Below are 21,192 nucleotides of genomic sequence, written 5' to 3'. Positions count from 1 at the left end.
TCAATCTAGAAAGGAATTCTATGTTCGAACAGGTCGTCAGCATTCTGTTTCCCGTTTTTGCTTTAGCCAGTGCTGGCTTTGCGGTCGGCCGTTGGCTCAAACCCGATTTCAAACCGATCAATCGCATCAACATGGATGTTTGTATTCCTGCTTTGGTGTTTGCATCGCTGACCACCATGCCTCTCGACACCGAGCAACTACCACTGATTTCAGCCTCTTTGGTTGCGGTGTTAGTGCCAGCATTGTTGATGATTCCAATCTGTAAGATCTTTAAGCTCAATTTCAAAGCCTGGGCTCCACCACACATGTTTCGTAACAGTGGTAACCTCGCCATTCCCTTGTTCACTTATACTTTTGGCGAGAGTGCATTAGCCCCTGCGGTATTACTGTTTGTGGTGTCGGCGTGTGTGCACATCAGTGTTGGTTTGGCGCTACTAAGCGAAGGCAATCCGATCAAACAGATCCTCAAGATGCCGATATTCTTAGCCGCCGCATTAGCGATGACGTTGAACCTATCTGGCATTGCAGTGTGGAATCCAATCTACCAAGCCACATCGCTGCTTGGGCAAGCTGCCGTGCCTATCATGCTGCTATCGCTGGGTTCGCAAATGGTCAACTTGAGGTTGAGCGGATTAAAAGTTGGCTTGTTGTGTACCGCTCAATCGCTGTTTACTGGCGCCATTGCCTTCACCATCATCTACTTCTTTATCCCGCTGCCAACACTGCACCTACAAATGATGGTGCTGTTCACCATGCTACCACCCGCCGTTATGAACTATCTGTTCGCAGAAAGGTTCAATGTCGAGCCACCTAAGGTCGCGTCTATGGTGTTGTTCGGCAACTTTCTGAGTGTTGTCACCTTGCCCATTTTGTTATCGTTCGCGCTGTCTTTATCGAGTTAGTTTTTTACGCATTTATCTAATTTGAGCTCTGCGGTGACTTTCGTCAAACGCAACGCAATTGCGAAACAGACTAAGTAAGGACTCACATACCAGAAAATGCTTTCTAATGGCTGCTTCACCTGCGCTTCTCTGGTTTTAATGTATTGGTTCTTTTGCTTTTCATACTGACTCAACATGCCACTCACCCATACGGCGTCGCTTTCCACCAGCGATACGCTAGGCGCAGGAACCGTAAAATCAGCGGCGTTGGGCAACAGAGTGAAATCGACATCTTTGAATGTAATAGCCGTGTTCAAATACCATAAACACGCCTCATGGTGCTGTCCGTGAGAATCTAAAGATGGCTGACCTGTGCAGATGTCGCTTCTTAGTTTGTCCAAAGAGAACTGCTGAATCGACTCTAAAATAGTGACGGCTCTAGTTTGTTCTGTCTCGACCCAATCACCGGCTACCGATGCCCGAATTTCAGACACCGCACCTAGCATGCCGATACCCGCGAGCAGCGGCCACAAATAGTCCATCAATTTCCATTTACGTCGGCTCAAGTTGAAGCCACACCAAATTGGAATGTGTAAGAGGAGCGTTAGCCCAAGGGATAGCAAAACGAAATTCAAGGAGCTAGAGAGCATGAGTTCGCTATCGAAGAAGTGCTTCATAATGAGTTACTTGCCTATATGACAAAGAGTAATTTGATACTAGGTTCGATATTAGAAAAGAGTGTAAGAGGAAAGTAAAAACAGCACAAAAAGTAATGTAATAAACAATAGAGCGATAGTCCTCCCTATGTCCCAGATCAAGCCATAAACCATAGTAATGAAATTATAAAATTCATTACTATGAAAAATACCAGATCAAAAACCAACCAATCAAATCAAATAGTTAACTAAATTCTTGACTAAAAATAAGATAACTATAGAGTGCGCGAATAACAACTAAATGCATAAGGAAGCATAATTATGAATGACGCAATTCAACAAGCTCGCATACAAAACAAAATGAAAAATCCTATGATAGCGCTACTGTTAGGTTTTGTAATACCTGGAGGTGCTCAGATGTATGCTGGGAGCGTAATGTGGGGAGTTGTTAACTTAATTCTCATCGTAGTTTGTGCGATCACCGTTATTGCTTCCCCAGTATCATTTATTTTATGGATAGTTTCACTTTTCCTAGGTTACAAGGGCACCAAAGCTTATAACGATTCGGTTCTTGATAAAGCAGAATCCGCAAAATCATAATCAATAAATGTTGGTAGTCTAACTTCAATAGACTATCAACATTTAAGTTCCACCATAGCCAATAAACACCGACAACTTGCAACGCCACATCATCCCCAGATGTAGACTCCAACATACACAGTTCCGGCGTTCTTAAGGTATCGAGTTTCTCTGTAAAGCCTAGTGTTGTGAGTCTCCCTATAACATACTCAAGTTCGCCAAGCTCAACACCTACGAAAATATCCAAATCGCCCTTAGACACGGCTGATGGAATCGAAGATGCGCCCACGTGCTCAACTCTCGCATTAAGGATTAGCGTTTTGATGTCACGCTCATATCGAGCAAACATTTCATGACAAGCCGTTTGGTATTGTTCAGCAGGGTAGAATTTCATACTTCCTCACTTCTATGACTGGCTCTAAGCATTAAAAACTATTGAACACACCAATAGCTAACAGAAATAGCGCAATGCTAATCGCCCCGATATAAGAGATTCTGGTTCGCTCTTTTTCAGTTGGAATCAATGGGGGGAAGCGCCCTAATGTGAATACCTTGCAGACTATCCAACCAGAACCGTAACCAATAAGTTCGATCACTAGCGACTGAAACATATATCTGAAGAATGCGCTTAATGCCCTAAAATACGCGACTATCACCTCTTCCATTTTCTGTCCTAATTAAAGTCAATTTGGAACAGAAAATGCCATGGGTAGAGATTCATATCAAGTTTCTTATACAGGACTACGCACGTAAAAACCGTTAGATCTAGTGTTAGATTCAACATTTAGGTTTTTGAACAAAAGACTAACCTTAACAAGACAAACATTTAGATATTTACATAATAATCGTCTATCTAAGACTACATTTTCCATAGGCAGTTTTCATTGAAAAACATAAGTTTATTAGACCCTCGAGTACAAAACATGCCCGTAATCGAGAACCGAGAGCCCATCGTTCCCATTAATCCAAAAGGAACAAAAATAGTCCTCGATTATGAGGTTGAACTCGGTTACGCAAATCAATTTATAGCTAGAGAAAGTGTGGTCAAACGATTAAGTGACGCGTCACTGTGCTTACCTGAGGGTATCTACTTATCTGTAAAAGAAACATACAGACCGAAGTCTTTTCAAAGCTTTATTTATAATCGAAGGTTAATTCAGTTATTTTGCTCAGAAAAACATATAAACCTTACATCTCAAGAAGTTCATGAGATCACTGCGGAATATATAGCTCCACCGAATGTAGCAGGCCATCCTACTGGAGGAGCTGTCGACGTGTCTTTAGTTGACCGCCTAGGTAATGAAATTGACCTTGGCTGTCAATATGATGAAGATGCAACGATCTCACAAGGGAAGTGTTATTCATTTTGTGGATCGCTTGAATCTGATGTCATTGAAAATAGAAGAGTGCTATTTGAGTGCATGGAAAAAGCGGGATTTATCAATTACCCATTTGAGTGGTGGCATTGGTCTTATGGAGACAAATATTGGGCTAGAGTGGCTGAAGCCCCACACGCTGTCTATTCAGCTATAGAAATAGGACATATCAAGGCTAACTGACTCATAGTAGCTGAAACCACAATACCTATTAAATTCTACTTCTACTGAAAGCCATTAACCCTAAATAGAACCCTACTTTCTCTCATCCAAAAACAAAAAATCCCCGGCGATAGGAGCCGGGGAAGATGGGGAAAATGAGTCTGACGTATGCCTGCGATCAAACTCCCCCGAAACCTCATCTAAAGCTGATGTCCTAGTTGAGGGATTGGCAAATGGTTGTTGGAATACCGTGTGTTACTTTGCTAACAATCCAATCTAAAAGGGTCATCATCTGTCCTCTATGTTCCGCTTAATCATGCGATAAACCAGCAATGCAGCGACAATGCATAGAGCACTCATCACGATGCTGCTAATACAAAAAAAAATGTAAATTGGTTCCACTTCCTCTCCCATCACTCTCTCCAGAAACAAGCCTTACCGGCTCTAAACATGTAACTAACACACTAATATTCATAGATATTTTAAAGGTTAACACCCTTTATTTGGTCGTGATTTTTGTTTACCGCTAATTATTAATTAGCCAAAGCCAACGAACTGTTGTTATACTCGCCCAAAATAAGGGGCGTCATCCTTTATTTTTTTGAAGTCTACGTTTAGTCACACTTGTCGTCAAGCTACTTCGTAACCAAAAGTTAGAATAACCGCTCAACTCTATTGGAGTTGGATTCCTAAATTTGAATATAGGGTCACCCCTTACAAGAGCAAAACATGAAAAAAGCAGCACTCACTACCCTCATTTTAGCCATGTCTTTATCGGCACCAATTAATGCTGAAATTGGCGTAGGCCTAACCGCCAGTTACTCGCCAAATGTTTACAAGGGAGGCGATACCGAAGTTACGCCGTTCCCTCTCATTAGTTACGATAATGGCCATTTTTTCATTGAAGGTGTCCAAGCTGGCTATCGCTTGGCTCCAAAAGGCAGCGTGAACAATCTCGTTATCTTTGCGGCCTACGATCCTCGCACCTTAGACGCGAAGGAATCCGATGATCCCTATATCAAGAAGCTGAATGATCGCGATCCTTCATTCATGGGTGGGGTCGCTTATGTATTGACGACGAATGTTGGAGAGCTCAGAGCAGGTGTGGGTACCGATATTGGTTCAGTTCACAATGGCCTTTATGCAGAAACTCGTTACAGCTACCACATCAATATGGGGCCATTTGGTTTGATCCCAGCGATAGGATATTCACTCAATAGCGATAAATTGAATGAGCATTTGTATGGTGTTTCGGCGTCTGAAGCAGCCAATACTCGCTTTGAAGAATTTAACCCAAACTGGAGTGGACGCTACTTTGTCGGTCTGACGGGTTACATGCACTTATCAAAGCAGTTACGTTTAACGGGAGGGGTTAGATATGAAAACCTCGACTCTGAAATCGAGAAAAGCCCGATACTTGAAAGTACAACATCGGTTATTGGGAATGTTGGAGTAAGTTACACTTTCTAATGTGCTTGAGCGCATTTAACGCGACTGAATATCAATGAAACCGGTTTAGAAAAAGGACTTTCTACAACCTGAACGCAAGTTGAAACCGCTATACGTACAGATCTATTTTATTCATTTTCTTAACCACATCTTCCCCTTGAATCCTTTTTAATACCGTTCCATTCGACGATGAGATAACTATTTGCTTGTGGCTATCTAGCTTGGCTGACAGGTCGGCCTTGTTCGCTGAAAACGTGGTGTTGATGTAATCAGTGGCGCTATTCAGTTTGTGACTGCTCAATGGGGAATGTATCAGGTTAGTCATCATTTCGAGCCTTTCAAAAAATAAAGGTTAACAACCTCTATTTTATATGCTAAATGTATAATTTCAATAGCATGAACTCGATGAGGCCTTTTTGAGCCATTAATGTTCAGTTACTCAACGATCGATTGTATCGCAAGCTTTGTGCCTTTATTCTACGGCCTGTTACTGCTTATTATCGATGGCACATAAAATACAACCATCATCCAACGTTCGGAGGCAAGAGTGGGAAGAGCAAGCGCTGCACAAGCGATTATTACACGACAAAAGATCATCGATGCTGCATTTGATATCGCATTAAATGAAGGCTTCGATAAGGCAACCTTTGCTTATATTGCTAAAAAAGCCGGTGTGTCTAAGTCAGGGATTAATGCTCACTTCGACAGAAAAGCCGATATTGCCAAAGAGCTTGAGCCTCTTTTTGCTAAGATCATCAATGAGCACTTAAACTACGAGTCAACCGCGGCCTTCTCTAAGACGTGGCAGAAAGCCATTGATAACGAACCTAGTTTTGTAGCGGCTATTGTCGCATTCGGCCCTATTATGCCAACTGAGAAAGGCATCAAAGGGCTGCAAGCCAAAATCCAAGGTGAAAAGCAAGAAGTGCTCGACTGTATTTATCACTGTATTGGCTATGCCGTTTGTAATATCCAATCTCGAAAATCCGCTTAATTCGCCTTTCCTAATACTCGATTGTCCAAAAACAAAAAGCCCCGGCTATAGGAACCGGGGAAACAGGGTGGGATGAGTTTGGCGCGTGCCCGTAAACCAAACTCTCCCCAAGCCTCACCTAAGACTCATGCTCTTAGGTAAAGGATGCTGAGTACTTTTATTGCAAAGTACGGTTGTTGCAAAGTACGGTTATTGAAGCGTCGCGCCTTGCTCTACCCAAGTGCCGATGAGTGCGCGTTCTTCATCAGTCATTTGAGTCATGTTGCCGAGCGGCATCACCTTGGTTGTTACGGTTTGAGCAACAATTCTTGGTACGTTGGCTTTAATCTCTTCTGGCGTATCAAACATCACACCACCAGGTGCAGCAGCAAAAGCAGCATGGCTAGGGGTTGATGAGTGACACACAGAACAGCGCTCTTGAATGACTTTGTTGATGGTTTCAAAGCTGACGCCTGCGCTAGCAGATTGCGTTGCGTGTGCTGGAGCCTGTTGAACATCAGTCGTTGCCGAAGCGGTACTGTTCGCAACAAGTTCTTCTGGAGCAGATTCTGCCTCGCTCACTTGCGCTTCTTGAACCACTGGCGCTTGCACAACCGGAGTCATCTGTTTTTTCGCGTAAGGTGAGGTAACAAACGCGAGCGTAATCATACCCAATGCCGCGACTGGCACGGTCCATGCGAACTTCTGACTACCATGACGTGTGTTGAAGTAGTGACGCACCAAGATACTGAAGATCGCTAAGCCTGCAAGGATCAACCAGTTGTATTCCGAGCCATAAGTGCTTGGGAAGTGGTTACTGATCATGATGAACAGCACTGGCAGTGTCATGTAGTTGTTGTGACGAGAGCGCAGTAAACCTTTCGCTGGCAATGCCGGATCCGGTTCGCGTTTCTCTTCAATCGCTTTCACCAAGTTGCGCTGCGCAGGCATGATAACGCGGAATACGTTACCCACCATGATGGTACCAATGATGGCACCCACGTGGATGTAAGCACCACGCCCACTGAACACTTGAGTTAGGCCATAGGTTGCAGCGACGAGCAGCACAAACAGCACAACGCCAAGCAACACAGGGGTTTTACCTAATGGTGAGTCACACAGTAAGTCGTATATAAACCAACCAGCAACGAATGAACCAATACCAATCGCGATTGCTGTTGTTGAATCAAGGCCAGAGCCCGGTGCAATCAGGTAAATTTCAGCGTTAAGGTAATAAACCACACCCAGTAGACACACACCGGTGATCCACGTGAAGTAGGCTTCCCATTTGAACCAGTGCAGGTGCTCTGGCATTTCTGGTGGTGCAAGTTTGTACTTCTCTAGGTGATAAATACCACCGCCGTGAATCGCCCATAAGTCGCCTGAAAGGCCCGTTTTAGGGTTAACTCGGTTAAGGTTGTTCTCTAACCAAACAAAGTAAAATGATGCGCCTATCCACGCAACACCAACAATCATGTGAATCCAGCGAATCGCTAAATTCAACCACTCTGTAATATGCGGATCCATAATAAACTCCTGTATCACAACGCTTTAGCTAAGCGTTGTTCTTCCTTGTTGTCTTCCGTTGGCAGATCTTCCAAATGCAATGCCACTCGATCGTTCTCGAAATAAACTTCATCACAGTTATGTCCTTCTCCGCCTCTATCGACAATCAAGAACTGGTCTTGATCGGTGAGCGCGAGAACTGGGTGATGCCACACCCCTTTGTGATAGTTCACTCCTTGACGGCCGTTGCTCAAGAAAGCTCGGCTATTGGCTAACGTTGGGTTATCGCCTTTTGGTGCAACAACAATTAAATAGGGTTGACCAAGTAATGGAACGAATGCCTGAGAGCCAAGTGGATGACGCTCTAACATTTTGATGGTCAGTGGGTAGCTCAACGGTGTGGCCTGGAAGATGCTGATGATCGCTTCTCCGTCTTGGTCTTGCACATCCGTTGTCGCTAGCTTGTGGTAGCGACGTGTTGATCCACTGTTGATCATGAAGAAATCACTATTATCGGACTCGATAACATCGCCAAACTCTGCAAAAGCCTGCTTGGTTAACGGTTCGATAGATAAACGACGTATTCCACTACTCATACTCGTTTCCTTACCTATTTCGCTTTCGTACCAAATAGACGCAAACGGCTAATACCACCATCTGGGAATATGTTTGCACGTACGTGGGTAATCGCACCAAGGTCGTTTACCTCAGAAATGAATTCGTGAATCTCATGCGCTTGCAGCTTTTGTGCTGGCAAGAGTTCACGCCAGAATAGGCTTTGTGTTTCCACTTGATCGTCGGTACCACCTTTCACGTAAGCCGCTTGGATTGAGCAGCTGTCTGGGTAGTTACCTTTGAAGTGTGCCGTATCCACAACGATACGTTCGATGTTACCTGGGTGGCCTAGTGCCACGATTACCCAGTCATTACCCGGTGTACGACGACGTGCTGTTTCCCAGCCATCACCCATGTTTTCACCGCGGCCTGGGCCTAAGATGTTGGCTTTGTTGCCGTAGTGCTCATCGCTACATGCGAGTGCTCGACCACCGTGCTCAACCGCTGCTAGATCGACTTGTTGCTGAGAATCTATTGCGTCCCAATCCACGCTTGGTCGGCCATAAACACGTAGGCGTGCGACACCGCCGTCTGGGTAGATGTTCAAACGTAGGTGCGTAAATACTTGGTCACTTTCGATGTCTTCAAGATGATGATGATCACCCTGTAGTGCCATTGAAGGCAGAATTTCTTGCCACTCTGTTGAGTCAGTTGGCTCACCTTGTGGTGAATAACACGCGTCAATTGATGCCGAAGGTGGGAAGTTACCTGTGAAGAATGAGGTATCAATATCAACGCCAGCAATGGTGCCAGCTAGGCCAAGACGAACGACACAGTAATCGTAACCTTCGCCGCGTTTGCGTCTGCTTTCCCAGCCGTCCATCCACTTGCCGTTATCGTCGTATAAGTCGTCTTTCCACTCTGGTGCTACGTGACTGAGTAGACGGCTTTTATCTGCGAAAAAATCGTCGGTTGCGAAAATAGCTTCTGCGCCGAGTTTTTCGTCTGCAAGGTTTATGTACTGTTCAAATTTATGGGTCATGTCCGTGTAATCCTATGAAATTAATCAAGTAATAATAAAATGAGAACTTAGTGGCTTATGTTTTTACAAATCAAACCTTTGGCGCACTAAGACTGGGCTGAGATAGCTGTTAACTCCGTTAACTTACATATCCCAGAGACGAAACATCGCGATCTTGTTGATCTCTTGAATCGCCGTAGCAAACTCAGTTTCACTATCATTTCCTAATCGCATCTCGAACGACTCAAGAATTTGGTAACGATTGGCTCCCTTCACCGCCATGATAAAAGGGAAATTGAAGCGACTTTTGTAGCTGTTGTTGTAAGAAGTGAATTTTTCAAATTCTTCGGCGCTGCACTGGTCGATGCCCGCCCCCGCTTGTTCTTTGGTCGACGACTCGGTGAGTTCGCCGTTTACTGCTGCTCGACCGGCTAAATCCGGGTGAGCATTGATCAAAGCCAACTGTTTGCCTTGATCGGCATTTAACAAGGTTGATGCCATTTTTAGATGAAGATTCTCGATATGGTCATCTTCGGCATTCAAACCTTGGTCATACACCGCTTCAGCAACCCATGGGCTGTGTTCGTACACATCAGCAAAGTGCGCGACAAAGGTATCGCGGTTCATGGTTGTTGGTTGGCAAGATCGAAATTCAGTCACGTTAAGCCTCCTTGCTGTTCGTTCTAATTTTGTTGTTCGTTGTATGGGTGATGTTGGTGCCAGTGGTTCGCGATATCGATTCGACGACATAGCCACACACTGTCGTGCTGTTTTACGTAATCTAAGAAACGTCTTAATGCAGCAATACGACCGGGACGTCCAATAAGACGACAATGCAGCCCAACCGACATCATTTTCGGTGCGGTTTCGCCTTCCATATAAAGGGTGTCAAACGTGTCTTTTAGATATTGGAAGAACTGCTCACCCGAGTTGAAACCTTGCGCGGTTGAGAAGCGCATATCGTTTACATCGAGTGTGTATGGGATCACCAGTTGTGGATGACCGGTTTCGGTGTGCCAATAAGGCAGGTCATCGTCATAGGCATCTGAGTCGTAAAGAAAACCGCCCTCTTCTGCTACCAACCGACGCGTATTTGGACCCGTTCGACCGGTATACCAACCTTGTGGTCGTTGACCCGTCACTTGTTGGATGATCTCAATAGCTTTGGTCATGTGGTCGCGCTCTTCTGACTCATCAATGTATTGATAGTCAATCCAGCGATAACCGTGGCTACAGATTTCGTGACCCGCTTCTATCATGGCTTTTGCTACGTCTGGGTGACGCTCAATTGCCATAGCGACCGCAAATACAGTCAGTGGGATTTCATATTCATCGAACAAGCGAAGAACACGCCACACACCCGCTCGGCTACCATACTCATAGATGGATTCCATGCTGATGTGACGTTCGCCTTTGATCGGCTGTGCTGACGGGATCTCTGAGAGAAAGGCTTCAGACTCGTCGTCTCCATGTAACAAACAACGCTCACCGCCCTCTTCATAGTTCAATACAAAAGAAACCGCGACGCGCGCATTACCTGGCCATTGAGGGTTTGGAGGGTTGGCTCCGTAACCGATCAAATTTCTTGAATAATCCTTATTCATCCAAGTACTCCTAACATAAGTGGTTGGCTTAGCCGCTCTTTAACTGAGTCACCAAATGGATTCTCGATAAACAAAGCAACCTTACCCCTGTACATTTATTGTATACAATTATTTATCTCAATGTAAAGATTTTGTTATTCAAGTTAAATTTACGCACCTCATTCATTTAAAAACAATAAGTTAACAAAACACAAGCTCACCAAAAAACGATAATCAAGATCTATAAATTCAGAAAAAACGACACAATGGTTAACATTTTTCCAACAATTAGCTTTACTAATTGTGTACAGTTCGTACATAGTTAGTGATAACAAAGTGACCAGTTGCATTCTTTGCAAGGTCGAAGCAGACAGATAAACCACGGAACAGAGGAGCGCCAAAAGCGCTATTAAAGGACTATGGGAAGACTAACAACACACGTATTAGACACGACTCACGGCTTACCGGGTGCAGAGATCAAGGTAGAGCTTTATAAGGTCAATGAAGACTCAACAGAAAAGCTGGCGACGGTAATCACGAACTCCGATGGCCGAACCGATGCGCCGATTCTGGCAGGGAATGATTTCCGACCGGGGAAATATCAATTGGTGTTCTACGTTGCGGATTACTACAAAAGCAAAGGTGTGGAATTGGATGGTGTGCCTTTCCTAGACGATGTGGTTATTCGTTTCGGCTTAGATGATCCAGAAGCGCATTATCACGTTCCTCTTCTTGTCTCGCCTTACAGTTTCTCAACCTATCGGGGCAGTTAGTCCCGTGTCCTAGAACTTCGAACTAGGCTCAACCGACAAATATTAAACAGATTAGTGCGTGCATCTAAAATGATGCGCGCTCAGTAGGGTCTATTGGCCTTTCGAGCTGATTTTTGCAGCGCTTTGTGGAAAATTTCTACAAGGCAGAGGCTTTGATGTGTAGCTAGCCTACATGAGAAGCCGATAACGCAGTAGAAATGAACCACAAAGGCTGCCCGAAGGGTTCGGCTAGAATCGTTTTATGCTTTGTTAAGAAGTATTTACTTAGAGTGGCTAGGCTACATACTCCTTGCCGCGCCTAAAACGATTCTATCTCGAACAAAATTTAACCGCGAAAGGTCAACAGACCCTCAACACGCTCATATAAAAATACTAACAACGTTAATAGTTAGAAGTTGATGACTAAACAACAGATAACTAAAGAAATAGCGGCTAGGAAAAAACCTTAAAACTTAATATTGAAATCTCGCTGTATTCAATAAATGGATCACAACATAAAAGGACTTGCTGACATGAGTGAGAGTAAAACAGAAATACTCAACCAAGATGCGAACAACGGAATTTTAGAGAAGTTTTTTAAAATTAAGGCCCACGGAAGTAGCGTAAAAAATGAGTTAGTCGGCGGTGTCACCACCTTCGCAACCATGGCTTACATCATCTTCGTTAACCCACAAATCATGGCCGCATCGGGTATGGATGCAGGGGCGGTATTCGTCGCTACTTGTATTGGTGCCGCGATCGGTTGTTTGTTAATGGGCTTATTTGCCAACTGGCCTGTCGGCCTTGCACCGGGCATGGGCTTAAACGCCTTCTTCTCGTTCACGGTAGTAAGCGAAATGGGCTACAGCTGGGAAGTGGCACTGGGTGCTGTGTTTATCTCAGGTATCTTGTTCGTCGGAATGAGCTTTTACAAAGTCCGCCAATGGATAATTGAAAGTATCCCGGTGAGTCTGCGTTACTCCATGACAGCGGGTGTTGGTTTGTTCTTAGGCCTGATTGGCTTAAAAACAGCAGGTATCGTCGTCGAAAACCCAGCTACTTTGGTATCACTAGGTGACTTCACTAAACCAGAAGCGCTATTGGCTGCTATCGCATTTCTTATCATCGCGGTACTCAGTGAGCGTAAAGTCTTTGGTGCGGTGCTAATCGGTATTTTGAGTGTTACGCTTGTCGGCATGATGCTTGGCTTAGTGCATTACAACGGCTTCTTCGCAGCACCACCAAGTTTAGCGCCTACATTCCTAAAAATGGACATTATGGGTGCGCTTGATGTTTCGATGATCAGCGTTATCTTGGCTTTCCTTTTTGTAAACATGTTCGATACCGCAGGTACTTTGATGGGCGTGGCAGAGCGCGCAAACCTAACTAACCCTGAAACGGGCAAAATTGAAGGTCTTAGCAAAGCACTGAAAGCTGACAGTATCTCAAGTGTGGCAGGTGCGTGTGTGGGTTGTCCGCCAGTAACCAGTTATGTAGAGAGTGCAGCGGGCGTTGCAGCAGGCGCACGAACTGGTCTTTCAGCAATTGTGGTTGGTGTGTTGTTCTTAGCAGCGATTTTCCTATCGCCATTAGCAGGTATGATCCCTGCTTACGCAACGTCTGGTGCTCTTATTTACGTGGCATTCGTGATGATGAGCAGCATGCAGCACGTCGATTGGAAAGACTTTACCAACGGTGCTCCAGCTGCGATTACAGCGTTAATGATGCCTCTGACCTTCTCTATCGCTAACGGTATCGCACTGGGTTTCATTACCTATACAGTGCTGAAACTTGCAACAGGTAAAACAAAAGACGTATCAATTTCGATGTACTTCTTAGCGGCTATCTTCATCGCCAAGCTGGTGTTCATCGGTTAACCCTATAGCTCCTGAGCAGTCATTTCTTGATTGCTCACAACGTTGCTTGGCTGGTTCGCGAGCCAAGCAACAATATGATTTTTAAGAAAGCTAATTGTATTGATGGCAAGAGAGCAGAATCCCTACCGATTCAGTGCACCTTTTTTATGACCCTACGCAGTTTGTAGAAGTCATTATTTGACCGCCAATCGCCTGTAAACGGAAACGCAGGCAGAGGAATATCAAATGAAACTTCTGTACACCCTTAATGAAAGACCGCCCCATGGGCTAACCCTTCTACTCGCTTTACAGCATATGCTCGCCTCGATTGGTGGCATCGTTGCTGTCCCTCTTATTGTCGGCGCCTCCATCGGCCTGCCCAACACCGAGATCGTCTCACTGATCAATGCAGCGCTATTGGCGTCAGGTATTGTGACTGTCGCGCAATGTCTTGGTTTTGGTCCAGTGGGGATTCGACTGCCCGTGGTGATGGGTTCAAGCTTTGCCTTTTTAGGTGTGGCTATTTCGATCGGTAACGAAGGTGGTGTCGCCGCTATCATGGGCTCGGCGCTTATCGGCTCGTTTGTGGTCATTGGTGCCAGCTTCTATATGGACAAGGTTCGCAAGCTATTCCCGACCGTGGTAAGTGGTGTTGTGGTTACCTTAATCGGCTTAACCATTTTACCGGTTGCCATGAACTGGGTTGGCGACTCTCCTGCCAACACGGAACAATTCGCCACTCTACCTAAACTGTTTCTCGCCCTTGTATCGCTAGGCATCGTGGTTGGTGTATCGGTTTACTGTAAAGGCGCGGTTGCGGCCTCCGCTATCGTGATTGGCCTAGCAGGCGGTTACATTGTGGCGCTATCGCTTGGCATGGTCGACCTTGAACAAATCAGCTCTGCCGCTTGGGTCGGTGGCCCTGAACCTTTCAAATACGGCTTTACCTTTTCTGCGAGTGCCATCATCAGCATGAGCTTGGTGTACATCGTGGTTATCGCGGAAGCAACTGGCGACTTCATGGCACTTGGCAACAACTGCCAAACCCAAGTCAGCGGTAAAGATCTAAAACGTGGATTACTAGGCGATGGCCTTGGCAGCACCTTATCTTCGATTTTAACAGCGATGCCACTAGCATCATTTAGCCAAAACGTTGGTATTGTTGGTATCACTGGTGTTGCAAGTCGCTATGTAGTAGCTGCAACAGGTGGTTTGTTAATTTTAGGTGGTTTATTCCCGAAATTAGCCGCTATTGCCGTCACAATCCCTAAACCCGTTTTAGGCGGCGTGGGCTTTGTAATGTTCGGAATGATTGCTTACGCGGGTATCCGCATGTTGATCAAGGCCGCAGACACCAAGCGAAATGCCTTGGTAATCTGTGTAGGTTTGGCGTCTGGCTTGGCCGTAACTTTCGAGCCAAGATTGCTGCAACACTTGCCACACGATTTAGCGAACTTCCTGCACTCTGGCATTACGACTGGCACCATCATGACGGTTGTTCTTAACCTTGTATTGCCGAAGTCTTCACGAGCAGAAGAGCAAGAAGCGTTAGCCGAAAGCCAGGCGCAAGTTGAACTAGAAATGAAAGAACAAGCTGAAGAAGAGCTACACTCAAACGAGCAATCAGAGATTCAACAAGCAACAACAGAACCTGACGTTCAAACGGGATCAGATAACCCTGAGCCAAAAACGAACTAGCTAAATCGCTAATTAGCGAAAAACTGATTTCCGTAGAATCACGGGCGTAACGAAAACACTTGAATATTTCATCGCCCTTGATTCGAATTTATCTTTCAACAACAAATACCAAATAAAGACCCTCTTCCCTGAAAAGGCTGAGATGGCTAAGGACTACTATGAATGGAAACCATCTGGATTAAGAATCCTCTCGCAATCTACACTGGCTCACTTGCTGATGCAGAAGGCGGCATTGTCATTAAAGGTAATAAAATCATTGAGCTGGTTGGCAAACACAAAGAGCCGACCTCACCCGTAGATTACAGCGTCGACGCCTCTCGTCATGTTGTGACTCCTGGGCTTATCAATGCGCACCACCACTTCTATCAAACCCTAACGCGAGCCTACCCGGGCGCACTCAATAAAGAACTCTTCCATTGGCTACAAAGCCTCTACCCAGTTTGGGCCAACCTCGATTCTGAGATGATGAGCCTTGCTACAGAATTGGCGCTGGTTGAATTAATGATGTCGGGCTGTACTACTGCATCCGATCACCACTACTTGCTACCTAATGGACTTGAGCACGCTATTGATTTACAAGTCGAGGCCGCAGAGAAGCTGGGCGTTAGAGCCATATTCACACGTGGTTCAATGAGTCTTGGGGAAGATGAAGGTGGGCTACCTCCACGACACACCATTCAAACCGAACAAACCATCATTGATGACAGCCAGCGCTTGATTCGTGATTACCACCAGCGTGATGAAGGGGCAATGATTCAAATAGCACTCGCGCCTTGTTCGCCGTTCTCAGTAACCACTGATCTAATGAAAGAGACAGCCAAGATCAGTGAACGTGAAAGCGTGATGATGCACACGCACCTATGCGAAACCTTAGATGAGGAAGACTTCTGTATTGAGAAGTTTGGCTTGCGCCCAGTTGATTACTTAGAAGATGTGGGCTGGCTGAATGAACGCACTTGGCTTGCTCATGGTATTCACTTCAATCCAGAAGAGATCAAGCGCTTGGGTAAAGCAGGCATTGGTATCAGTCACTGCCCAACTTCCAACATGATGTTGGCTTCCGGTATTTGTAAGAACAACGACCTTGAAGCCGCTGGCGTAAAAGTCGGACTGGGTGTCGATGGTTCAGCCTCGAATGACGGTTCTAACATGATTGCCGAAGTACGCATGGCGATGTATCTACAACGCCTACAATATGGCTCAGCAAACGTATCTCACTTAGACGCACTTCGTTGGGCGACATCCGGATCTGCTGCTGCAATGGGCAGAACGGATATCGGCACGCTAGAGGTTGGCAAACAAGCCGACATCGCGATGTTCAAACTCGATGACATTCGCTTCTCTGGTAGCCACGATCCACTGGCTGCATTACTACTCTGCGGCGCTCAACAAGCGGATAAAGTGATGGTTGCCGGAAAATGGCGAGTCAACGATGGCGCCGTGATTGGCGTAGACATGGAGCAACTAATGCACCGTCATCACGCTGCTGCAATGAAGCTAGGTAAGTTGGCGATGAATAACAACTAACTAAGACACTTGCCCATCAAACACTGCGAGCAGAAGTGAGTGGTTTTGATGGGTAAACATCCAGAACATCCACAATGATTCGAAAATATCGCAAACATTCTAAAACCCCATGAACATGATGTCCTCTCACCTATGTATCCATCTATTTCGTTAAATAAAGCCAGCCTTAATAAACCCAAAACAATGCCACTAATTAAAGATAATCTAATTTAATTATACCTAATACAAGCTCCACTAATAAAACACTCGCTAATAAAAAGCCACTAACAGAAACTTTCCTTAATATAAAACCTGAACATTATCTGGCACAGATCAAATTTAAAACGCTCGTTCTATTTATATATTCATCAAATTAATCAACAGATTTAGTAATAATTGAAATTATGAGGATAATTATAATTTTATCACTTATCGCATTTATGAATAGAATAAAAACCTCTCGAGACCTTTCCACACCTAGCCTGACAAAAGACACAAGAGTAGTGACTTAAATATCATTAAATTCAATAGATCAACAATCAATCAATATGAATTCAAATGTGTGATCTAAATAGAACTTTTCATTATAAATCTACTATAGATTGAGCAAATCTTATAAAAACAAAAAACACATTAAAGGAGTCAATTTTAAAAACAAAAAAATAATTATAAAAATAACAATATAAAACTATTCAATAACCCTTCATAAATATTTAAAAATGCCATCGAATGGTAGGGGGATTATTGTCTTTGTAAAAAGCTAATAACAAATCTAACAGGGCTAAACGATGAAAAAAATCACTAAAACACTCGTACTATCTTCGATTTCAATTGGGCTACTTTCTTCTTTTGCTTTCACTTCTCAAGCAGCGCCAGTTCAAATTAACCAAGCGTCAGCTGAACAAAACATACCTCAAGTCACCTACGATACGATAATCGGTGAGAACGGCGTCTTTATTGATTTAGATACCGACAACTTTATTCTCAAACAGCAAGAGTGGTATCAGATCCAAGCCTATGTTGAAGGCGCTTTGGCACTGCCCGTGACAGAAGCCAGTATGAAGTCGACTTTAAGTATTCCTAACGACATTCCTTTCTCTAATTTCGAAGCATTGGTTCAGCAGTACTCAAGTATTCACGATACCGCCTTCTATTGGAAAAAAGAGCTTTATCCAAGCATCGTTGACCTGTCATTAAGCTTGGCCAATTACGTCCAAATTAAAGACTTCATGCTTAACCCACTAAGCGATGCTTTGAATGAAATGCTGGCCAAAGCATTCTCGCCACTCCCGGAAGATATCGAAGCGGTAGAACGCAATAGAAAGGTGGCGATCGCTTACCTGAAAAGCCTGCAAAGTTTTTCAATGAGATACCAGCAAGAAGTGTCTGACGCTGGCGGCAACCTATTAGAATTTTCAGCTACATTAGACACTCAAAAATTGCAATTAGATGTGTTGGAAGGCACTCACAACAGTTACCTAAGCGACGATGGCAGCGCGCTTCAACAACGAGTGAATGACATCAATGCGCGTATTACTCAACTCAACAAAGATTACACTCACTACGTTACTGTCGCCTCTACTGCGGTGACTTATGCATGGTTCCCTCTGGTTGCAGGTCCAATCATGGGCGTATATGGCGATAAAGCAGAAAAAGCACGTAAACTTCGTAACGAATTACAAAACGAAGTAAAAGAGCTTCAAGAGCAGTTAACTTACACGCAGAAAATATATAACTCTTATCATCGCTCTTCAGAAAGTATCGATATGATCTCTCAACAAATTGAAAATGCGATTCCACATATTAATAAGCTGAAACTGAATTGGCAGAAAATGAATGCCGACTTCACCTCACTGCTTGTGGCATTAGAACAAGCCCAGAATAATGCCGACATCATGAAAGACGACGCAATGCTTGGTGCGATAGGTGCGCTTGCCAATACAACGGTTGCAGAAAGTAACTGGAGTAATATCAGCGAGAAAGCAAAAGCGTTCGCAAACAATGCGTACATTCAAGAAATGGAATAGTCCCTATACATCTCGAAGAAATAGCGCGACGAATAACGAAAAAGCAGCGCTATATGCAAACGAGACAGCTAAAAATATAACGAGATAGCCAAATAACCCTCCGAATAGTAAGCCGCACCTTATGAAAATTAAGGTGTTGGCTTCTGCTACCAAAAATTTGGCGAATACTAATTTCGACAGGATATAAATATGAGACTTCTACCTATTATTATTTCTCTTTCATTTTCTCCACAGGCTTTTTCTAGCGACTGGCTTGAACTGAACAATTTACCCAATTCAACTGAATACCCAACTTGGGTTCAATCGGCCTATTCAGATGTTGGCGTATTGTCTCGCTCAACATCCGATCTGCACATCAACCTCAGTGATTGGATAGCGGAACAGAACCTATACGTCACCAACCCTTCAAAAATCGTCGTGTTTGCAGACACCATCGAAGTACCAGAGAACTTCAACTTACTTGTAAACAACCAAAACATCCTGATTTTTGCGCGCAAAATTGTTGGTCCAGGTACGCCAACGTTTGTGCTCGGACAACAAGGTTCTGCAGCATCGATTTCTGTGATTGCTGGTGAAATAGAAACACCGATTAATGTGCTCGCTTTCCAAAGCGATGGCAGCATTACACGAGACGCCCTAACAGGAAATACAGGAGATGGTGAATCCGTTGTCTTAGCAGGAGAGCACTACCGAAGAACCACCATCGACTCAAACATTACCGGGCAAATGAAACTGGCTACCGAACCTTTTACCGACATAATTAATCGCTCTTTTGATATGGCTGCCAGCTTGTTCGACACCAACCCAGAACTTAGCCTCGACCTTATCAACTGGATTGAGCAGAGCCTACGTTACTCAGGTTCTGTGGTGGAAGACGACCCGATTCTTTCAGACCTGTACTTGCAAACGGTCGCGTTCAAGCAATTCATTAACTTCAGCACCAAAGAGAGCCACTACGTTCCTTATCTCGACAAAGTACTTTACCAAGACAAGTACGAAGCGTACCTGAATGCGATGGTCGCGTATCAAGCTCAATGGGACATTATTCAAGACAGAAACACCGTCATTGAAGACAAAATAGAAGCCGCTAAGTTAGCGCTCGCTAACATTGAAGACGTTCTTCGCGCTCAAAGCTCGATCATCACACAAACCCAATCCAACATAGACAAAATAGGCGATAGCCTGACCGAGGTAGATAACCAATACAAAGCTCAGGAGTTAGTGACTCTCGATGCAAGAACGACTTATTTAGTTGGCGTCGAGAATTGGAAAACCCAGCAGCAACTCAACGCTGCACTGGCGATTTTCAAAGCAATCGCTGAGATTGGTAGCGCAGTGAGTGGCGTGTTCACAGGTAACCTTTCTGGGGTGAATGACCTAACCGAGCAATTGGCTAAAACCCCAGAAGCATTAGAAAAAGCCAAAAACCTCGTCACCAATATCAAGTCGGTCACGGGCATTATTGATAGCGTCACCAAAACGATTTCTGGTATCTCTCAGCTCACCGCGGATATTAAATCAACCATCAAGTTCCAGAAGATATCGGAAGCGATGGATGGCTTTAACTTCAACATCCCAACTATCAATGAAAGTAATCTAGCGTGGGATCTGATGATCACCGAGATCCGCAGTAACTTAAGATATGCCGATAGTTTGGGAATTAAAGGAACAAGGCAGTACTTACTTGAGCTAGAAAAACAGGTACTACTCGGCAAGGCGATTAACATCACCCAGCTTAATTTCGCTCAGGAGCAAGCAAAGCTGGTCGACTTACTGTTAACTAACAACGTAACCATCAATCAACAACAAAGACTAAATGATGCTATTGAGGGTTATCAAGTAGACACCGACAGCTTCGATTCGATTGAACGTGAACTATCAAGAGTGTTGATGCACTTCAAACGCCCGATGTTCGTTGCGTTGTCTAACTATGTTCAGGCATACGAATACTGGGCATTGAAGCCAAGCGAGATCACGCCATCTCTGAACAAAAGCTACTTGGACTACCAATTTGATTTGGCGTCCATCGAAAGTGAGTATGTGAATGCTCTATCTTCTTTCCAACCCGCGCCACAAGATTTCACCATCGATAACTACACTATTTCTAGCCCAGAACAACTAGAGAACTTTGCAACAACCGGACAGCTAAATTTCTCTATTCCACTAGAGCAAGTCCAATTGTGTTCATTTGACCGCGTTAGGCTTTCCACGGTACGAGTGTTCTTAGAGGGTGGAAACTTACCTTATGGCAAACAACTAAATCTGCGAGTCTCCAGTTCAGGCAACTATGCCGATCGATATGAAAACCAAGATTATCAGTTCAGCTCAAACCCCGTGTCTCGTGCGTTCTACTACCGAATAGATGATCCAACCACCAACGATGTCAGCATCATCACCGACGGTGCCGTAGCGAATAAGTTTGAATACGCGTACTTCCAACCTACTCCATTCACCTCATGGAATGTCACACTCAACAATTTCGATGAGACAGACCAAGCCAACAACCAATATCTAAAAGATGTCGAACAGATTCGCGTCGAATTCTTAGGCAGCGGTATCCCGAATGGCAATAGCTGCTCTAATTAGCTAAGTGCTACTTTAGTTAACCGAAG

General features: G+C 44.5%; 19 protein-coding genes. 10 read left to right on the top strand and 9 right to left on the bottom strand.

The features are described from left to right. The first annotated feature begins 20 nt into the window (after positions 1–20). Complete coding sequence (locus OC193_RS23825; protein ID WP_048663845.1) at positions 21–902, top strand: AEC family transporter; 882 nt, start codon at positions 21–23, stop codon at positions 900–902. Here OC193_RS23825 and OC193_RS23820 read toward each other — a convergent pair. From OC193_RS23820 to OC193_RS23810, 3 genes are all read right to left on the bottom strand, one after another. Continuing rightward, positions 899–1,423, bottom strand: coding sequence for a hypothetical protein (locus OC193_RS23820; RefSeq protein WP_048663846.1), 525 nt, complete (start codon positions 1,421–1,423; stop codon positions 899–901). The two genes, OC193_RS23825 and OC193_RS23820, sit on opposite strands and share 4 nt — an antisense overlap. A 619-nt stretch (positions 1,424–2,042) precedes the next feature. Then, positions 2,043–2,510 (bottom strand): GrpB family protein, encoded by a 468-nt coding sequence (locus OC193_RS23815; protein WP_080967407.1) that lies wholly within the window; start codon positions 2,508–2,510, stop codon positions 2,043–2,045. Between the two features lie 31 nt (positions 2,511–2,541). Then, positions 2,542–2,781, bottom strand: a complete 240-nt coding sequence (locus OC193_RS23810) for a hypothetical protein (RefSeq protein ID WP_048663847.1) — start codon at positions 2,779–2,781, stop codon at positions 2,542–2,544. 219 nt (positions 2,782–3,000) lie between these two features. Between OC193_RS23810 and OC193_RS23805 the strand changes: the two genes are divergently transcribed. Both OC193_RS23805 and OC193_RS23800 read left to right on the top strand, forming a co-directional pair. Next, positions 3,001–3,675 carry a M15 family metallopeptidase gene (locus tag OC193_RS23805; RefSeq protein WP_048663848.1) on the top strand — a complete coding sequence of 225 codons (675 nt, stop codon included), beginning with the start codon at positions 3,001–3,003 and terminating at the stop codon, positions 3,673–3,675. Positions 3,676–4,383: 708 nt separating this feature from the next. Further along, complete coding sequence (locus OC193_RS23800) at positions 4,384–5,124, top strand: MipA/OmpV family protein (RefSeq protein ID WP_048663849.1); 741 nt, start codon at positions 4,384–4,386, stop codon at positions 5,122–5,124. An 88-nt stretch (positions 5,125–5,212) separates the two neighbouring features. Here OC193_RS23800 and OC193_RS23795 read toward each other — a convergent pair whose 3' ends face one another. Continuing rightward, positions 5,213–5,431: a hypothetical protein gene (locus tag OC193_RS23795; RefSeq protein WP_132970713.1), complete on the bottom strand. Its 219-nt coding sequence runs from the start codon at positions 5,429–5,431 to the stop codon at positions 5,213–5,215. Positions 5,432–5,650: 219 nt separating this feature from the next. Between OC193_RS23795 and OC193_RS23790 the strand changes: the two genes are divergently transcribed. Further along, on the top strand, positions 5,651–6,097 hold the full coding sequence (locus tag OC193_RS23790; RefSeq protein ID WP_048663851.1) for a TetR/AcrR family transcriptional regulator: 447 nt from the start codon (positions 5,651–5,653) through the stop codon (positions 6,095–6,097). A gap of 189 nt (positions 6,098–6,286) precedes the next feature. Here the strand turns inward: OC193_RS23790 and OC193_RS23785 are convergent, their stop codons facing one another. The 5 genes from OC193_RS23785 to puuE form a co-directional block, all read right to left on the bottom strand. Then, positions 6,287–7,603: a urate hydroxylase PuuD gene (locus tag OC193_RS23785; protein WP_048663852.1), complete on the bottom strand. Its 1,317-nt coding sequence runs from the start codon at positions 7,601–7,603 to the stop codon at positions 6,287–6,289. A 14-nt stretch (positions 7,604–7,617) separates the two neighbouring features. Further along, complete coding sequence (locus OC193_RS23780) at positions 7,618–8,178, bottom strand: ureidoglycolate lyase (RefSeq protein WP_048663853.1); 561 nt, start codon at positions 8,176–8,178, stop codon at positions 7,618–7,620. 14 nt (positions 8,179–8,192) lie between these two features. Then, positions 8,193–9,179: an allantoicase gene (gene alc / locus OC193_RS23775; protein ID WP_048663854.1), complete on the bottom strand. Its 987-nt coding sequence runs from the start codon at positions 9,177–9,179 to the stop codon at positions 8,193–8,195. A 123-nt stretch (positions 9,180–9,302) separates the two neighbouring features. Then, positions 9,303–9,818 (bottom strand): 2-oxo-4-hydroxy-4-carboxy-5-ureidoimidazoline decarboxylase, encoded by a 516-nt coding sequence (gene uraD / locus OC193_RS23770; RefSeq protein ID WP_017061596.1) that lies wholly within the window; start codon positions 9,816–9,818, stop codon positions 9,303–9,305. Positions 9,819–9,841: 23 nt separating this feature from the next. Further along, complete coding sequence (puuE, locus tag OC193_RS23765) at positions 9,842–10,762, bottom strand: allantoinase PuuE (protein WP_048663855.1); 921 nt, start codon at positions 10,760–10,762, stop codon at positions 9,842–9,844. 398 nt (positions 10,763–11,160) lie between these two features. Between puuE and uraH the strand changes: the two genes are divergently transcribed. The 6 genes from uraH (at position 11,161) to OC193_RS23735 (ending at position 21,166) form a co-directional block, all read left to right on the top strand. After that, positions 11,161–11,514 carry a hydroxyisourate hydrolase gene (gene uraH / locus OC193_RS23760; RefSeq protein ID WP_004732855.1) on the top strand — a complete coding sequence of 118 codons (354 nt, stop codon included), beginning with the start codon at positions 11,161–11,163 and terminating at the stop codon, positions 11,512–11,514. Between the two features lie 512 nt (positions 11,515–12,026). Next, positions 12,027–13,370: an NCS2 family permease gene (locus OC193_RS23755; RefSeq protein WP_048663856.1), complete on the top strand. Its 1,344-nt coding sequence runs from the start codon at positions 12,027–12,029 to the stop codon at positions 13,368–13,370. A 225-nt stretch (positions 13,371–13,595) separates the two neighbouring features. Beyond that, entirely contained in the window at positions 13,596–15,047 is a 1,452-nt protein-coding gene (locus OC193_RS23750) for a nucleobase:cation symporter-2 family protein (protein WP_048663857.1), read from the top strand. A 162-nt stretch (positions 15,048–15,209) separates the two neighbouring features. Then, complete coding sequence (locus tag OC193_RS23745; RefSeq protein ID WP_048658939.1) at positions 15,210–16,574, top strand: 8-oxoguanine deaminase; 1,365 nt, start codon at positions 15,210–15,212, stop codon at positions 16,572–16,574. A gap of 767 nt (positions 16,575–17,341) precedes the next feature. After that, positions 17,342–18,580 (top strand): alpha-xenorhabdolysin family binary toxin subunit A, encoded by a 1,239-nt coding sequence (locus tag OC193_RS23740; RefSeq protein ID WP_048658938.1) that lies wholly within the window; start codon positions 17,342–17,344, stop codon positions 18,578–18,580. Between the two features lie 189 nt (positions 18,581–18,769). Next, positions 18,770–21,166, top strand: coding sequence for a hypothetical protein (locus tag OC193_RS23735; RefSeq protein WP_048663858.1), 2,397 nt, complete (start codon positions 18,770–18,772; stop codon positions 21,164–21,166). The last annotated feature ends 26 nt before the right edge of the window (positions 21,167–21,192 follow it).

This window comes from Vibrio crassostreae (genome assembly GCF_024347415.1).
GTDB classification, from domain to species: Bacteria; Pseudomonadota; Gammaproteobacteria; order Enterobacterales; family Vibrionaceae; genus Vibrio; species Vibrio crassostreae.
Note: the sequence above shows the minus strand (reverse complement) of the source record. Positions and strands in the feature narration are given on the sequence as shown.

What these genes read in the sequence shown, in the direction of transcription:
- OC193_RS23825 (WP_048663845.1), top strand. Translation starts at nt 21, where the DNA reads ATGTTCGAACAGGTCGTCAGCATTCTGTTTCCCGTTTTTGCTTTAGCC.
- OC193_RS23820 (WP_048663846.1), bottom strand. Translation starts at nt 1,423, where the DNA reads ATGGACTATTTGTGGCCGCTGCTCGCGGGTATCGGCATGCTAGGTGCG.
- OC193_RS23815 (WP_080967407.1), bottom strand. Translation starts at nt 2,510, where the DNA reads ATGAAATTCTACCCTGCTGAACAATACCAAACGGCTTGTCATGAAATG.
- OC193_RS23810 (WP_048663847.1), bottom strand. Translation starts at nt 2,781, where the DNA reads ATGGAAGAGGTGATAGTCGCGTATTTTAGGGCATTAAGCGCATTCTTC.
- OC193_RS23800 (WP_048663849.1), top strand. Translation starts at nt 4,384, where the DNA reads ATGAAAAAAGCAGCACTCACTACCCTCATTTTAGCCATGTCTTTATCG.
- OC193_RS23795 (WP_132970713.1), bottom strand. Translation starts at nt 5,431, where the DNA reads ATGATGACTAACCTGATACATTCCCCATTGAGCAGTCACAAACTGAAT.
- OC193_RS23785 (WP_048663852.1), bottom strand. Translation starts at nt 7,603, where the DNA reads ATGGATCCGCATATTACAGAGTGGTTGAATTTAGCGATTCGCTGGATT.
- OC193_RS23780 (WP_048663853.1), bottom strand. Translation starts at nt 8,178, where the DNA reads ATGAGTAGTGGAATACGTCGTTTATCTATCGAACCGTTAACCAAGCAG.
- alc (WP_048663854.1), bottom strand. Translation starts at nt 9,179, where the DNA reads ATGACCCATAAATTTGAACAGTACATAAACCTTGCAGACGAAAAACTC.
- puuE (WP_048663855.1), bottom strand. Translation starts at nt 10,762, where the DNA reads ATGAATAAGGATTATTCAAGAAATTTGATCGGTTACGGAGCCAACCCT.
- uraH (WP_004732855.1), top strand. Translation starts at nt 11,161, where the DNA reads ATGGGAAGACTAACAACACACGTATTAGACACGACTCACGGCTTACCG.
- OC193_RS23755 (WP_048663856.1), top strand. Translation starts at nt 12,027, where the DNA reads ATGAGTGAGAGTAAAACAGAAATACTCAACCAAGATGCGAACAACGGA.
- OC193_RS23750 (WP_048663857.1), top strand. Translation starts at nt 13,596, where the DNA reads ATGAAACTTCTGTACACCCTTAATGAAAGACCGCCCCATGGGCTAACC.
- OC193_RS23745 (WP_048658939.1), top strand. Translation starts at nt 15,210, where the DNA reads ATGGAAACCATCTGGATTAAGAATCCTCTCGCAATCTACACTGGCTCA.
- OC193_RS23740 (WP_048658938.1), top strand. Translation starts at nt 17,342, where the DNA reads ATGAAAAAAATCACTAAAACACTCGTACTATCTTCGATTTCAATTGGG.
- OC193_RS23735 (WP_048663858.1), top strand. Translation starts at nt 18,770, where the DNA reads ATGAGACTTCTACCTATTATTATTTCTCTTTCATTTTCTCCACAGGCT.